Raw genomic sequence first — 14222 nt, forward strand, 5'->3', positions numbered from 1 at the left:
CCTAATCTCATCGCGCTTTAGCGCGTTTTCGAGCGAAGTGAATGCCGGCTCGCGTGAAGAAAACGCGTCGGAATAAGACCGGCGCCGTCACTGCTTGCGCAGGAAGCTCGAATCCGGGGCGAACTTCTTGATCATGTCGGACAGGCCGTCGTCGGCCGGCGGGCCCTTGGACGCAGCGTCCGTCGTGGGCTCGTCCTTGAACTTCTGGCCGGATATCTCGGCCAGCGCCGCAAGCAGCGTCTCGTCGAGATTGTCGGCCGGTGTCTTTGCTGGCGGTGTCTTCGCAGGCGGCGGTGTTGGCTCCGGCTTGGATGCGTCCGCCCGTCTGGCGGCGGCCTCGCTGATGGCGGTGATCAACGATGCTTCGAGGTCGGCGGGCGTCTCTGCCGGCAACGGCGGCGGCGCGGCGGGCTTTGCGTCCCGGGGGGCGCGGCCGAACAGCGGCTCCCGCTGGCTCGCTGTCGACGGCCGGCTGTCGGTGGCCTTGCCAGGCTCCTTGCCCGGCCCCTTGGCAGGCTTGAAGAGACCCGCGCGTTCGGCGGCGACCCTGGCGGAAGCCTCCTCGACCGTGGCGAGCAGGGACGCTTCCAGCGCATCGGCGGGATTGCTCGGCGCAGTCGCCGGCCTGGCGGCAGGGCCGGCCACCTGCCTTGGCTCCGGCCGGAACGGCAGCGGCGGTGGCTGCGATGCTTCGACCGTCGCGGGCGGCGGGGCCGGCTGGCCGTCGCGGGCGCGCGCGATGATGCCGTCGACGATCGCGCCCAAGCGGCTCTTGTCGGGGGCGGCGAGATAGCTGGCCGCGAGCTCATCGACATATTGCGGGCCGTAATCGGCCAGCACCTTGGCAAGCTGGGCGAGATCGGGATCGCTTTCGACCAGCCGGCACCAAGCCTGCCGGTCATACTGCCGGTCATAGGGCGCATCACCGTTCCTCTCGGGCCAGGCCACCCGGCGCGGCTGGCGCTGCGGTCCGGTGTCCTGGCCAGTGTCTTGGCCAGTGACGGGGTCGAGGGTCGGCGGCTGTAGCCCGGCACTGAGACGCGGCGGGGTAAATCCTCCAGCCCCGGCCGGGACGGCGTCATCACCGGGGCGTCGGCGGCGCTCGGCGACCTGCAGCGAGATCAGGCCGACGCCCATCAGCAGGAAGCCCAGCGCGGCCCACGAAATCGTGGCGCACAACAGCCCGCCGATCAGCAGCAATACCCAGCCAGTCAGTCGCAAAGTGCACCTTTCCCCATGCCCGATCGGATGTCCCGATCCGGGCCTAGCAGACAAGATGGGCTATCTTATGCCGACTTTCGGAAAAACGGCCAGCTACGCGCCGCCCGTCAACACCTTAACACCGCCGAACGCGGTGACCTGGCCGTGGCGCAGCATCACGATCTGGGTGGCGAGCTGGCGAAGCTCGGCCGCGTCGTGGCTGACATAGACCATCGGGACGCCGGCCTCGTCGCGCAGCCGCACCAGATAGGGCAGGATCTCTAGCTTGCGGCTCTCGTCGAGCGCGCCCAGCGGCTCGTCCAGCAGCAACAGCCGCGGCTTGGAAAGCAGCGCCCGGCCGAGCGCGACGCGCTGCCGCTCGCCGCCGGAGAGCTTCCCGGGGCGGCGGTCGAGCAGCGCGCCGATGTCGAGCAGATCGACGACGCGTTTGTGTTGCGCAGGATCTTCCGTGAGGCCGTTCATGCGGCGGCCGTAATCGAGGTTCTGCCTGATATCGAGATGCGGAAACAGCCGCGCATCCTGGAACACGTAGCCGATGCGGCGGCGATATGTCGGGATGTGAATGCCGGCCGCGGTGTCGTCGACCGTCTCGCCGTCGATCACGATGGTGCCGCGATCGGGACGCACCAGCCCGGCGATGGTGTTGATCAGCGACGTCTTGCCGGAGCCGGACGCGCCGAACAGGCCGGTGACGCGGCCCTCGCTGGTGAACGCGGCCGTGAGTGAGAACTCTCCGAGCTGCTTGGTGATGTCGACGCGCAGCATCGCTATTGTCCGTGCAGGCGCGCGGTGGCGCGGCGCGCGAATACTTCGGCGGCGACCAGCGCACCGACCGCGAGCACGACCGAGATGATCACGAGCCGCGCCGCGGCGCTGTCGCCGTCAGGCGTCTGGATCAGCGAGTAGATCGCCGACGAAATGGTCTGGGTCTCGCCGGGGATATTGGAGACGAAGGTGATGGTCGCGCCGAACTCGCCGATCGCCTTGGCAAAGCCGAGTACCATGCCGGCCAGCACGCCCGGCAGCGCGAGCGGCAGCGTCACGGTTGCAAACACCCGCCAGGGCGCGGCGCCGAGCGTCTCGGCGGCCTGCTCGAGGCGGCGGTCGACCGCCTCGATCGAAAGCCGGATCGGGCGCACCAGAAGCGGAAACGACATTACGCCGCAGGCGAGTGCCGCGCCGGTCCAGCGGAATGCGAACACGATGCCGAGGTGATCGGCCAGCCAGCCGCCGACCAGTCCGCGCTTGCCGAAGGTCAGCAGCAGCAGATAGCCGGTGACGACGGGCGGCAGCACCAGCGGCAGATGCACGGCAGCATCGAGCAGCGACTTGCCCCAGAAATCGCGTCGCGCCAGCAGCCAGGCGAGCGCGATCCCGAACGGGGTCGCCACCAGCGTTGCGATGACGGCGACCCGCAGCGACAGCAGGATCGCCGTCCATTCGGTCGGCGAGATATCAAACACGCTCAGGTCGTCGGGCTGATCAGGAACTTGAAGCCGTATTTCTCGAGGATCGTCTTCGCCGCCGACGAGCGCAGGAAGGCGAGATAGTCAGCGGTCTCGGGCTTGGCGGTCGTGGTCGCCGCAACCGGGTAGATGATCGCGGGATGGGTGTCGGCGGGGAAGGTGCCGACGATTTTGACGCCCGGCTCGACCTTGGCGTCGGTCGAATAGACGATGCCGAGCACGGCTTCGCCGCGCGCCACCAGCGTCAATGCCGCGCGCACGCTCTCGGCCATCGCGAATTTCGGCTCCGCCGCCTGCCAGGCGCCGAGCTTCTCGAGCGCGGCCTTGGCGTATTTGCCGACCGGCACCGCCTTGACGTCGCCGGTGGCGATCTTGCCGTCCCCGGCGAGCTTGGCGAGATCGAAGCCGGGACCGATGTTGACATTGCTGATCATGGAATCCCTCGGCGCGATCAGCACGATCGAATTGCCGAGCAGGTTCACCCGCGTCGGCTCATTGATGTTCTTCTGCTTGATCGCGTAGTCCATCCAGTCGGTGTCGGCGGAGACGAACACGTCGGCCGGCGCGCCCTGCTCGATCTGCTTTGCCAATGCCGAACTCGCGGCATAGCTGGCGCTGATCTTGACGCCGGTCTTGGCGGTATAGGCCGCATCGATCTCGTCGAGCGCGTTCTTCATCGAGGCGGCGGCAAAGACGGTGAGCGTCTTGTCTTCGGCGCGCGCGGGCGAATGGATCGCGCCGAGCAGGATGACGAAGGCAGTGAAAAGTCCGGCAAGCCTTGAAATCGAAAGTCGTGACATGGAAAGCGCTCCGTGCGAGCTCGCGCACGAACGGGCGCGCGCAAACCAGGCGTTGGGTGGGTTCTGGGCGCGACGGACGGAAGCGCTGTTCCGCTGCTTCCCGAAGGACTTACGGTCCTCAGGGATATCGCACTGCAAACATAGCAGGCTGGGACTTACGGTAAAGGCGACCGTTTGTCTAACTGGTCGCGCTATTCATCCGACGGCTGGATCGCGATCGACAGCGAGTTCTCTTTGGAGCCGCTGACCTGCAGCACGAAGGGGCTGGCAGCGAGGTCATATTTCATGGTCTTGCGGATACCGTCGCAATCGGTGGCGCCGCTGAAGGCCTTCGGCTTCAGGAAGTGCCCGTCCTGCACCAGGTCGACCCAGGCGCCGGCCGACAGGCTGACGGTATAGAGCCCGGCTTTCGGTGCCGCCTTGAAGCTGGTGAAGCCGGCAAAGGTGCCGTCCTTCGGTGCGCGCTCGGGCGGGCTCGGCAGTTTGGCGTCGGCGGGGGCCACCAGCGCCAGTGTGATCGCGGTCGACGGTACTGCCGTCTGCTCACTGCCCGAGGCCAGCTTGGCGCGATCGGGCGCGCTGAGCGCGGCGCGTGCGCGGTCGATCGACCATTTGAACTTGTCGCAGCCGCTCGGCTCTTCCGCCGCGAAGGCGGGAACTGAGACAAACAGGAGCGATGCGGCGAGGAGCGATTTGCGCATGACTGGTCCAATGCATTTGTGACGGATGAAAAGAGATCAGCGGCCCCGATCCATCGCTCGAACGCGCTTACGGCGCGACGACGCGGGATCATAACGCAGTTCGAGCCGGCTGGAAAAGCCGCCTGACAAAGATGTTATTGCGTTGGCCTCTTGCTTTCGCATGATCTTTTCGGAAAACCGCTTCGCACTTTTCCGGATCATGCTTATTGCTTGGCGTCGGCTGCGTTCAGCACCGTTTTGCACTCCGCCGGCATCTGCGCCAGCGTCATCGGTGGACGCGGTTTCGGCGGTTTCGGCGGAGGCTTCGGATGCAGCACCGAGTCCTTGAACCAGTAGGCAAGGTCGGACGGCTTGCAGCCTTCGCCCTCCGATTGCGGCTTCTGCCCCTCGCATGCGGGGCTGCCGGACGGACACCGCATGCGGATGTGGAAGTGGTAGTCGTGGCCCCACCACGGCCGGATCTTCGACAGCCAGCTGCGGTCGCCCTTGGCCTGGCGGCATAGCGCTTTCTTGATCGCAGGATTGACGAAGATGCGCTGCACGGCAGGCTCGCGCGCCGCGTCGCGGATGACCAGCACATGACTGGGCGTGAACACGCGCGGATCGATATCGAGCCGGTCGTCGCGCACCATCATCACCGCTGACATCTCCTCGCGATCCTCCCGCGACAATTTGCGATCCGGCATCGGCGTCAGCCAGATGTCGGCGTCGAGCCCGATCTGGTGGCTGGCGTGACCGGAGAGCGCGGGGCCGCCGCGCGGCTGGCCGATGTCGCCGACCAGGATGCCGGGCCAGCCGGCGTCCTTGTGCGCGCCGGCCGCAAGCCGCTTCAGCAGCGCGATCATGTCGGGGTGGCCCCAATAGCGGTTGCGCGACAGGCGCATCACCTGCCAGGTGTCGCCGTTCAGCGGCATCTGCGCGGCGCCGGCGAGACAGCCCTTGGTATAGCCGCCGATCGATTGGGTCGGCATTGCCGCCGGCAGCACCTTGCGCGCGAACAGCTGCTTCGCCCCGATCGTTGGATCGTTAGGGTTAGCGAGCGGCGGCAATGGCTGCGGATTGAGCGAACCCTTGTCCTGCGCACGCGCGGAGATGGTGCAGGCGAGGAGGGTGGAGATCAGGAGCGGGATCAGACGCAGGCGGGGTGTCATTCGGATCACTCTGTCTGCGCAAGGCTAACATGGATTCGACGCAGGCGAACCGCGCTTTCATCCCATTTGCTTGATCGCCCACAAGGCGGATCGAGCTTGCAAGACGCGCGCCTTGCAGCAATGCGTATCGGTGGCCTGACGGACCGATCTGTTGTAACTCCTCTGGCTTTCGCTAGCGCCATAGTGGGAGAATGTAATGCCGATTGGCACAGGTTCGGTTCGAGTGCGAGAGGCAACCCAATCGGACCGCGACTTTCTTCTCGCATTGTCTCCTCGTCTCTCAGGCGTCCCCGGTCCCGCGTGGCATGGCTTGGAAGCGATGGAACAGTTTCAAGACCGGTACACGGCCGCCACCGTGAATCAGGCCGTCGAACACTCCCGGACACTCATCGCCGTGTCGGACGATGATGTGCGGTTGGGCTACATCCATATGCAGCCCGGAAAGGATGGCGTAACCGACGAGGTATGTGGCTATGTCGCGATCCTAGCCCTTACCGAACAGGCCGAGGGGCAGGGCATCGCCAAATTGCTGATGAGCCATGCCGAGGATTGGGCACGCGAAATGCTGTATCGGTTTCTCAGTCTCGATGTGTTCGCCGACAATCGACGCGCGGTTGATTTTTATGAGCGCGGTGGTTTTCGTTCGGAGACGATCCGCATGGTCAAGCCGCTATAACCCGCAATCGGAAGTCCTCTCGTCATTGCACGTGCTGCCTTAACCCTGCGATAACCCTGTCACGCGCTGACAAACATTCGTGCGCTTGAGCCGCATCCGGCGCGTTCATTGTGCAGTGGTGCGCCGATTTACGCTTTCTTCACCACGCTCCGGCGGGTCCACGCCGCAAATCTGCGCTGTTCGCCGCGTGCGCACCGCAAGCTACTCGCATCCGGCGTGAGCTCGCCTGCAAAGCGGGCAGCTACGGCTTTCTCAGGCAGCGCAGCTATTCGCCGAGAGATACCAATTTTTCAGACACTTATCGCAGAAATGTCACCGAACTGGAATGCGCGTGGGGCGTGCGATAGCGATGATGCGGCCGAAGAAGATCAAGAAGCCGAAGCAGGCCAAACTGTCAGGCCCAGGGGGCCGCCGGGTGAGGCCGATGCCGAAGGTGTGCGGCAGTTCGCGCCGCACCGCCGTCGAGATCGGCGAACTGGTGCGCCAGCGCGCGCAGGCCGATGCCGCGATCGTCGAGGCCCGCAGGTCCAATGCGCGGCTGCGCGAGGCGATCGACATCCTGCCGCAAGGCATCGTGTTCCTGGACCCCGAGGGCCGCTACACCCTCTGGAACAAGAAATACTCGGAAATCTACAAGCGCAGTTCCGACCTATTCGAGCACGGCGCGCGCCTGGAAGACACCATCCGCATCGGCGTCGCGCGCGGCGATTATCCCGAGGCCGCCGGGCGCGAGGAAGAGTGGATCGCCGAGCGGCTCGAGAGGATGTATCAGCCGGGCGAGCGGCACGAGCAGGTGCTGGCCGATGGCCGCGTGGTGCTGATCGAGGAGCGGCTGACCTCGGATGGCGGCATCGTCGGCCTGCGTGTCGACATCACCGAACTGAAGCAGCGCGAGGCGTCGTTCCGCCTGCTGTTCGACGGCAACCCGGTGCCGATGATCCTGTGCGCGCTCGACGGAGAGAAAATTCTCGCGGTCAACGATGCCGCGATCGCGCATTACGGCTATGTCCGTGCCGAATTCGAGAGGATGACGATCAAGAGCCTGCAGGCGTTCGATGCCGAGCTGCCCTGGGCCGCAGGCCGCAGCAGCGACGAGCAAGCGGCGCGGACCTGGAAGCATGTGCGCGCCGACGGCACGCTGATCGACCTTGCGATCTATTCGCGCCAGCTGATGCATGGCGACCAGCCGGCGATGCTGCTCGCGCTGATGGACATCACCGAACGCAAGCGCGCCGAGGCGCGGCTGGCCTTCATGGCCCAGCACGACAGCCTGACCGGCCTGCCGAACCGCAATCTGCTGCGCCAGCAGATGGAAGACATGCTGCAGCACACCCGCCGCTCGACCGACAAGGTCGCAGTGCTGATGCTCGGGCTCGACAATTTCAAGGCGGTCAATGACACGCTCGGCCACGGCATCGGCGACAAGCTGTTGCGCGGGGTCGCCAAACGCCTGCGCTCGACGCTGCGCGAGGAAGACGCGCTGGCCCGGCTCAACTCCGACGAATTCACCATCGTGCAGGGCGGCGTGATGCGGCCCGAGGATGCGGTGCTGCTGGCGCGGCGGATCCTGGATGCGATCGGCGAGCCCTATCTGCTCGATGGCCATTCGGTGGTGGTCGGCGCCAGCATCGGGATCGCGATGTCGCCCGGCGACGGCGAGGATTCCGAAAAGCTCTTGAAGAGCGCCGACATGGCATTGTCGCGCGCCAAGAGCGAATTCCGCGGCACCTTTTCCTTCTTCGAAGCCGAGATGGATGCGCGGGCGCAGAGCCGCCGCAAGATCGAGATCGATCTGCGCGATGCAATCCAGAATGAGGGCCTGCGGCCCTACTACCAGCCGTTGGTCGATCTCACCAGCGGACGCATCACGGGCTTCGAGGCCTTGGTGCGCTGGCCGCATCCGGAGCGCGGCATGATCTCGCCCGGCGAGTTCATCCCGGTGGCCGAGGAGACCGGCCTGATCAATCCGCTCGGCTCCCTGATGCTGCATCGCGCCTGCATGGACGCGGCGCAATGGCCCGACGACGTCCGCGTTGCGGTCAATCTGTCGCCGCTGCAATTCCGCACCGGCAATCTGCTGGCGCTGATCACCGACGCCTTGCGGCAATCCGGCCTGCCGGCGCGGCGGCTCGAGCTCGAGATCACCGAGACGCTGCTGCTCGAGAAGAGCAGCCAGGTGCTGGCGACGCTGCATGCGCTGCGCGCGCTCGGGGTGCGGATGTCGATGGACGATTTCGGGACCGGCTATTCGAGCCTGAGCTATCTGCGCAGCTTTCCGTTCGACAAGATCAAGATCGACCAGTCGTTCGTGCGCGACCTCGGCGCGAACCCGGACGCGCAGGCGATCGTGCGTTCGATCGTCAGCCTCGGCGTGGGGCTCGGCGTCACCATCACCGCCGAGGGTGTCGAGACCGAGGCGGAGCTGAGCTGCCTGCGCGCCGAGGGCTGCCACGAAGGCCAGGGCTTTCTGTTCAGCCGCGCGCGGCCGAACGCCGAGGTGATCAGCCTGCTGAAGGCGCAGCGCGTGGCCACGGCGGCGTAGCGAAGCCGCCTTCACCGCGTCATTGCGAGCCACCCGGTCGGCGCGAAGCGCCGCCGGATGACAGGCTCCGCGACGCAATCCATCCAGGGCGTGTACTCATAAAAGCCGGTACGCGCGAGCGCGGGAATGGCGAGGTCCTGGTTGCCTCAAAAGCAGACATCGACGATGCGCGAGTGAATGTCCGCAAAGGGCCAAAAGGAGACGTACTGAACCGACGCACGGTTATGCGCGCAACGATAAGGAGGCGGTTGCGCAGTTTCCGGTGGTCCGTTCAACTCTCGGTCGAGGCGTGGCAATGTCGCCGGCGAAGGCTCCGGCGGCGGCGCCCGTCGGGGTCCAAAATCTAGCTGGCGCTTTTTTGAATGGCGGTCGGCAGCGTGTCGGATTTGTGCTTTTTGCAATAGGCGGCAACTTTTTCCGAATTCTTTTGCAAGCGGTCGTAGTCCAAGACATTATTTTTTGCGGCCGCGCTATAGTAGCCGCTCATGAAATACCTTACGAAATCCTGGTCTGCTGAACCGTATCCTAGCCAATTTCCACAAGTGATCTTGTTCATGTCCAGCTTGATCTGAGCCGAGGCCGGCGCTGAGGCCGCGCCTATCAAAATCGCAGAAGCGACAAGAGTCCTGCATCTCATAACGATCCTCCAAACTCCCGGGCCGTCAATTTTTGCCTACCGATTGTTGCAAGCCATACATAACGCTTTCCGCCGGATGGTATTGGCACCATGCCTTTACGTTGGCGATATTTTGTTGATGCAAAGCAAGATCCACAAAAGTCCTGCTGTTCTGATAACTGAACCAGCCGCTCATCCAGGCAGAAAATTTATCCGACTGTGACTGCGGCATAGCGAGATATTGGCTACATATGATCTTGCCCATATCAATGGTTACCTGCGCATTCGCAACGATTGGAACTATCGAGACAGCAAACGTCAGACTGATCAATCTACATCTCATCGGGGTCGTCCTTGATGCTGATCTACCCGGGATCGTGGAGAGGGCCGCGGCCACATGGACGCAAGGAAGTGGAGTCTCGTGCCCGCTCATGTTGATCTAGGTCAACAGAAGTCCGCTTGGGGTCAAAGGCGGCCCATGGCGATCAAGCCGGGCGGCATCCGCTCTGCCCAAATTAGCTGACGTGCTGACGGACGGGTAAAACTTCGGCCTTGGGCCAACACCGGAAGAAGCTTCGCAAGATGTGATCGTCGGACAGTGACTGCAACATCAATCCGCATCTACGCGCTAGTCGCGTGCGGGCACCGGCTTCGGCGTGATGGTCGCTGCCGGAAGTGGCGTGCGAGTCAACTCGGAAGACGCTAACGGCGTGAAATCCGGGTTCTGGTCGTTGCCGACCCGTATGCCGGAATAGGCAACGAGCCCGTCAGCGGTAGCGACCGCGTCGCCCGAGCGTAACGACCCGTCCATCGCGAGATCGATTGACGCAAGACCGGCGGGATTGTGGCCGTTGCAGGTGCAATCGGCGCGCAGCGCCTTCCGATAGGCAAAGGCGTTTTCGCTATCGGCGTATCGTTCGCCAGTTGCGGCATAGGCTCTGTCGATGCTGGAGCCAAAGAAAACCTTGGTCGGGCTTGCCGGGCAGAAGGCTTGGCACATCTGCGCCGGCGAGGCCGCGCCGCGCATCAGCGGAAAATATTTGCCGTCGCAACTGCGCACGCAGAAGGCAGGTCCCGCGCTTACGACGACCGGCCGCGGCGGTGGTGATTGCGGATTGTTGTTGAAAGACGAGGTCTGCTGCTGTTGCTTCTGGCCGCCACCGAAAAAGAAATCAAGCAAGCCTTCAGCGGCACTCATTTCCGGCGCCAGCGCCACGGGGCCAACGATGGCGACAGCAACAAACATGCGGCGCAGCTTGCGCTGAAAGGACAGTTCGGTATGCATCGCTTGCTCCACCGGACGCAACGAACTCTCTGCACTAAGTGTGCTCGTGGCAATCGTGGATACGAAACGCGCTCTAAGCTGGGCGAAGGAGGGGAAAGAAATAGGCGAGTGAGCATGGCAAGCGCCACATTTCGGCCGTTATGGGACGCCGTCGGAGCCGTGGTCCCCCGGAGTTCGCGGCGCATTGAAACCGACCGAATTCCGGTTCGGGTCAAAGCACGACATCAAAGCGCTTCACAGACCTATCCGCCTCACCCCGGAAAGCGGATTGAGTTGATCAGGTCACGCAACGGCCGGGCTGCAGGAGCCTTGCGACTTCCGTGAGCGCGCTCACCATGGGCTCGCAGGCGACTGTCGGCTTACGGCTCTGATTCCACAGCGGCGTCTTGGTGATGCGGACTTGCGCAAATGGAATACGGATTAGGACCGAGGTATCGGCTTGATCGTCCAAGCGCAGAGAAACCGTTTTCGTCTGGACTGCGAACGGCTTGGGGGCAGCAAGATGATCTGCCTTGCCGACGCGATTGACGATGTGCCTTGGCTGTTCAGAGGCCGCCTGCCAGCGGTCTCCGAGGTCGTGACCTGAAGCGAATTGCACGGCGCCGATCGTCAATGCGGTCGCGAGAGCGCCTAAAAAAGCTTTGCGAATCTGTGACATGGCCCCGCTCCCCGCCCCACGGCGATCGTTGTTCTTTATGCAGTTCCACTTTGCTCATCGCTTCCAACGCTATTTTTAAACGTCCGACTGTTTCAGCATGCCTTCGTGAAGGCCGGAAAATGGTTTCATCCCGGAAGATTTTGTTTCGTCCCCCCCGAACACTGTTCGGTGGCGGCTACTTCAGAGCGGCGATCGTTGGCTGAGGTCAGCAACGGGTCACAAGGCGACACCCCGCGGTCTGGACCGCATGTCCGCTTACCCCTCGAAAGCGGACATCCCGGAATGATGAATACGCGCCCTAGCCTCACGCGCGGTGAGATGGATTGCTTCGTCGCTCGGCTGCCCGCAATGACGTGGAGCTAGGCCCTGCTATCTGTCGTCTGTTTCTTCAAATGATAGGTCAGCGCCAGCGCCACGCAGTGGCGCAGCGCGGGCTCCGGAAGCTTGGCCGCGACATCGAGCAGGATCGCGCGGTTGCCGCTGTAGCTGAGCTCGGGATAGAGCTCGCGGAAGGTCTCGACCAGATTGGTCTGGCAGTGGAAGTAGACCGCGACCTGGTCGGTGGCGGGCTTCACCTGATCGATCCGGACCGTGCTGCCGCTGCCGGTCTCCGGCGTGAGATAGCTCGGCTGCCCCCATTTGAGCGTCTCTTCCAGCGAGCCGACGCCCCTGGTTGCCTTCGCGGTCTCAAAGATCAGGCGCCGCAGCGCCAGCAGCTTGGCCTTGACGGGGGCAGGATATGCGTCGAACAGCGCGTCGGTCGATTTTGTAGACGGTCGTGTCGCCTTGCTGGTCGCTCTTGCCGGCTTGCGCATGGTGGGCTCCGCGAGGAGAATGTGTCGCTTCTGTCTACCATAGCGCCTTGAACGTCACATGGCCCGCCGCTCAGGCCGCGTTGCGCAGGCCGGCGAGGAAGGTGTCGACGCTGTGCGACAGCGCGGAGGCGTGATCGCCGAGCTGGCCGGACGTATCCAGCACATTGCCGGTGAGGGCCCGGGACTGGCCGGCGGCCTCGCTCGCGCCCGCGATATTGGCGGAGACCTCGACCGTCCCGGAGGACGCCTGCTGCACGCTGCGGGCGATCTCGCGCGTCGCCGAGTCCTGCTGCTCGACGGCGGCCGCGATCGCGGTCGCGATACCCGAGATCTCGCGGATGGTGCCGCTGATGTCGCCGATCGCGCTGACGCAATTGCCGGTGGCGGACTGGATCGCGCCGACCTGGCCGGCGATCTCCTCGGTCGCCTTCGCGGTCTGGCTTGCCAGCCCCTTCACCTCGGCGGCGACCACGGCAAAGCCGCGGCCGGCCTCGCCGGCGCGCGCCGCCTCGATGGTGGCGTTGAGCGCCAGCAGATTGGTCTGGCTGGCGATCGCGCTGATCAGGCGCAGCACGTCGCCGATCTTCTCGGCGGATGCGGCGAGGCTCGTCACCATCTCGGTGGTCTCCATCGCCTTGGCCACGGCATTGTCGGCGACGCGGCTGGAATGGGTGACCTGGCGGCCGATCTCGGTGATCGAGGACGCCAGCTCTTCGGTGGCGGCTGCGACCGCATTGACGCTGGCCGACGCCTCCTCGGACGCGGCGGCGGCCGCCGCGGTGCGTTCGGAGGTGCCGTTGACGCTGGTGGTGATCTCGCCCGCGACGCGCTGCATGGCGCTCGACGATTGCGCGACGGCGGCGACCATGCCCTTGACGTCGGATTCGAAGCGGTCGGCCATCTGCCGCTGCAGCGCCTGCTTGTCGGCGGCAGCCTTCACCTTGTCGGCCTCCTGCGCATCGCGCAGCGAAGAGGTTTCGAGCATGCCGCGGCGGAACACGTCGACGGCCTTGGCCATCGTGCCGAGTTCGTCGCGGCGCTCGCTGCCGGGGATGGTGACGCTGGTGTCGCCGCTGGACAGGCGGTTCATGACCGCGGTGATCGCGGTGAGCGGCCGTGACAGGCCGCGGCCGAGCAGGAACGCGAGCAACACGGCCGCGGCCAGGATCGCGACCGTGCCGAGGATCAGATTGCGCTGCGCGCTCGCCGCGGCGGCCTCATAATCGCTGGTGTCCTTGATGATCTCGAGCACGGCGACCGGCTCGCCGGCATAGTTCTTGATCTGCCCGAGATAGAGCTCCACCGCATGGCCATCGAGCTTGGCGTCGCGCAGCAGGGCTGCGCCGTTCATCACGCCCTTGAGCTCGTCCTGGGTCGCGACCACATTGTCGCCGAAGGTCGAGGACAGCCGCTTGAAGCTCTGGCCGTCGAAGGAATGCACGGCGAGGTCGATGCCGAAGCGCTTCTTGGCGCGGTCGACGAACTCCTTGCCGAAGGCGGCGCCGACGTCGACATTGGCCAGCGTCTTGCCGTCATGCATGACCGGGGTCATGCCGAAGATCGAAAGCGCTTCGCGGCCGGGCTCGACGCCGACGATCGGCTTGCCGGCCCTGATCGATTCCACCACCGTCGTCCGCCGCGTGGAGGCGTCGTCGCCGAACAGTTTTGGCGCGTGGACCCGGTAGAAGCTCGTCGCCGGCGCCTGCCAGAACGAGATCAGCGGGATGCCTTGCGCCTTCATCTCGGCCCAGGGGGCATTGAGCAGCTTGCCGAGGCCCTCGCGGTCGCCTTTGGCGATCGCGTCTTCGACCGGCGGCAGGGCGGCGATCACGGCCGAGACCGCCAGCGCGGCGCGGCCTTCGTATTCGATCGCTGCAATCACGCTGTCATATTGCAGCTTGAGCTGCTGATCGAGCGCGAGCCGCGTCAGCGTGCGCTGCTGGCTGATGCAGAAGCTGCCGAGGATGGCGCAGGCGATTGCAACGGTCAGTGAAATCGCCAGGATCAGGCGGGCGGCAATCGATCGAAGCTTGAACATGGTACCAGCGGAACTCCAGGCATTAGCGCCAGCCGGAAAGTCTCAGAAAAAGCTTAACAACCGGGTGTTGCACCGCCGAAAATTCGTACCGTGACCATTATCGCCGGTGCCTACTTTCGTACCATGCGGCCAAATCGAGATGAGGTGAGCTGAATCAGTCGGGCCGCAGACTCGTTTCCCCTCTCCCGCTTGCGGCGGGTGGGGGCTCTCCACGATGGGAATAGCGGCGATACCCCCAAACCCGGCTCTCCCC

Annotated in this window: 14 protein-coding genes; 2 read left to right on the plus strand and 12 right to left on the minus strand. The window is 64.5% G+C overall.

What is annotated here, in order from left to right; all coding sequences use genetic code 11:
- Window positions 1-87: 87 nt before the first annotated feature.
- From BraRD5C2_RS30430 to mepA, 6 genes are all read right to left on the minus strand, one after another.
- Entirely contained in the window at window positions 88-1221 is a 1134-nt protein-coding gene (locus tag BraRD5C2_RS30430) for a hypothetical protein (protein WP_223974839.1), read from the minus strand.
- Between the two features lie 93 nt (window positions 1222-1314).
- Window positions 1315-1986 (minus strand): molybdenum ABC transporter ATP-binding protein, encoded by a 672-nt coding sequence (modC, locus tag BraRD5C2_RS30435; RefSeq protein WP_223974841.1) that lies wholly within the window; start codon window positions 1984-1986, stop codon window positions 1315-1317.
- Between the two features lie 2 nt (window positions 1987-1988).
- Window positions 1989-2684: a molybdate ABC transporter permease subunit gene (modB, locus tag BraRD5C2_RS30440; protein WP_223974842.1), complete on the minus strand. Its 696-nt coding sequence runs from the start codon at window positions 2682-2684 to the stop codon at window positions 1989-1991.
- A 2-nt stretch (window positions 2685-2686) separates the two neighbouring features.
- Complete coding sequence (gene modA / locus BraRD5C2_RS30445) at window positions 2687-3472, minus strand: molybdate ABC transporter substrate-binding protein (RefSeq protein ID WP_223974987.1); 786 nt, start codon at window positions 3470-3472, stop codon at window positions 2687-2689.
- Window positions 3473-3678: 206 nt separating this feature from the next.
- Window positions 3679-4188 (minus strand): hypothetical protein, encoded by a 510-nt coding sequence (locus BraRD5C2_RS30450; RefSeq protein ID WP_223974843.1) that lies wholly within the window; start codon window positions 4186-4188, stop codon window positions 3679-3681.
- A 203-nt stretch (window positions 4189-4391) separates the two neighbouring features.
- Window positions 4392-5339: a penicillin-insensitive murein endopeptidase gene (gene mepA / locus BraRD5C2_RS30455; RefSeq protein ID WP_223974844.1), complete on the minus strand. Its 948-nt coding sequence runs from the start codon at window positions 5337-5339 to the stop codon at window positions 4392-4394.
- Window positions 5340-5535: 196 nt separating this feature from the next.
- Here mepA and BraRD5C2_RS30460 point away from each other — a divergent pair, with 196 nt between their 5' ends.
- Both BraRD5C2_RS30460 and BraRD5C2_RS30465 read left to right on the plus strand, forming a co-directional pair.
- Window positions 5536-6015, plus strand: a complete 480-nt coding sequence (locus BraRD5C2_RS30460) for a GNAT family N-acetyltransferase (RefSeq protein ID WP_223974845.1) — start codon at window positions 5536-5538, stop codon at window positions 6013-6015.
- A gap of 352 nt (window positions 6016-6367) precedes the next feature.
- Window positions 6368-8557, plus strand: coding sequence for a putative bifunctional diguanylate cyclase/phosphodiesterase (locus tag BraRD5C2_RS30465; protein WP_223974989.1), 2190 nt, complete (start codon window positions 6368-6370; stop codon window positions 8555-8557).
- Between the two features lie 343 nt (window positions 8558-8900).
- Here the strand turns inward: BraRD5C2_RS30465 and BraRD5C2_RS30470 are convergent, their stop codons facing one another.
- The 6 genes from BraRD5C2_RS30470 to BraRD5C2_RS30495 all read right to left on the minus strand — a co-directional run bounded on the left by BraRD5C2_RS30470 (window position 8901) and on the right by BraRD5C2_RS30495 (window position 13969).
- Window positions 8901-9194, minus strand: a complete 294-nt coding sequence (locus tag BraRD5C2_RS30470) for an HdeA/HdeB family chaperone (protein WP_223974846.1) — start codon at window positions 9192-9194, stop codon at window positions 8901-8903.
- Window positions 9195-9219: 25 nt separating this feature from the next.
- Entirely contained in the window at window positions 9220-9504 is a 285-nt protein-coding gene (locus tag BraRD5C2_RS30475) for an HdeA/HdeB family chaperone (RefSeq protein ID WP_223974847.1), read from the minus strand.
- Between the two features lie 297 nt (window positions 9505-9801).
- On the minus strand, window positions 9802-10458 hold the full coding sequence (locus tag BraRD5C2_RS30480; RefSeq protein WP_223974849.1) for a DUF2865 domain-containing protein: 657 nt from the start codon (window positions 10456-10458) through the stop codon (window positions 9802-9804).
- 277 nt (window positions 10459-10735) lie between these two features.
- A complete protein-coding gene (locus tag BraRD5C2_RS30485; protein ID WP_223974851.1) occupies window positions 10736-11116 on the minus strand; it encodes a hypothetical protein in 381 nt (126 codons plus the stop codon).
- Between the two features lie 359 nt (window positions 11117-11475).
- Complete coding sequence (locus BraRD5C2_RS30490; RefSeq protein WP_223974853.1) at window positions 11476-11931, minus strand: DUF1801 domain-containing protein; 456 nt, start codon at window positions 11929-11931, stop codon at window positions 11476-11478.
- Between the two features lie 70 nt (window positions 11932-12001).
- Window positions 12002-13969, minus strand: a complete 1968-nt coding sequence (locus tag BraRD5C2_RS30495; RefSeq protein ID WP_223974855.1) for a methyl-accepting chemotaxis protein — start codon at window positions 13967-13969, stop codon at window positions 12002-12004.
- Window positions 13970-14222: the final 253 nt, after the last annotated feature.

This window comes from Bradyrhizobium sp. RD5-C2, from assembly GCF_019972155.1.
Lineage (GTDB): Bacteria > Pseudomonadota > Alphaproteobacteria > Rhizobiales > Xanthobacteraceae > Bradyrhizobium.

Excerpts from the sequence above, each read along its gene's own strand:
- BraRD5C2_RS30460 (WP_223974845.1), top strand. The coding sequence starts at position 5,536 with ATGCCGATTGGCACAGGTTCGGTTCGAGTGCGAGAGGCAACCCAATCG.
- mepA (WP_223974844.1), bottom strand. The coding sequence starts at position 5,339 with ATGACACCCCGCCTGCGTCTGATCCCGCTCCTGATCTCCACCCTCCTC.
- BraRD5C2_RS30485 (WP_223974851.1), bottom strand. The coding sequence starts at position 11,116 with ATGTCACAGATTCGCAAAGCTTTTTTAGGCGCTCTCGCGACCGCATTG.
- BraRD5C2_RS30465 (WP_223974989.1), top strand. The coding sequence starts at position 6,368 with ATGCGGCCGAAGAAGATCAAGAAGCCGAAGCAGGCCAAACTGTCAGGC.
- BraRD5C2_RS30495 (WP_223974855.1), bottom strand. The coding sequence starts at position 13,969 with ATGTTCAAGCTTCGATCGATTGCCGCCCGCCTGATCCTGGCGATTTCA.
- BraRD5C2_RS30470 (WP_223974846.1), bottom strand. The coding sequence starts at position 9,194 with ATGAGATGCAGGACTCTTGTCGCTTCTGCGATTTTGATAGGCGCGGCC.
- BraRD5C2_RS30490 (WP_223974853.1), bottom strand. The coding sequence starts at position 11,931 with ATGCGCAAGCCGGCAAGAGCGACCAGCAAGGCGACACGACCGTCTACA.
- BraRD5C2_RS30450 (WP_223974843.1), bottom strand. The coding sequence starts at position 4,188 with ATGCGCAAATCGCTCCTCGCCGCATCGCTCCTGTTTGTCTCAGTTCCC.
- modC (WP_223974841.1), bottom strand. The coding sequence starts at position 1,986 with ATGCTGCGCGTCGACATCACCAAGCAGCTCGGAGAGTTCTCACTCACG.
- BraRD5C2_RS30480 (WP_223974849.1), bottom strand. The coding sequence starts at position 10,458 with ATGCATACCGAACTGTCCTTTCAGCGCAAGCTGCGCCGCATGTTTGTT.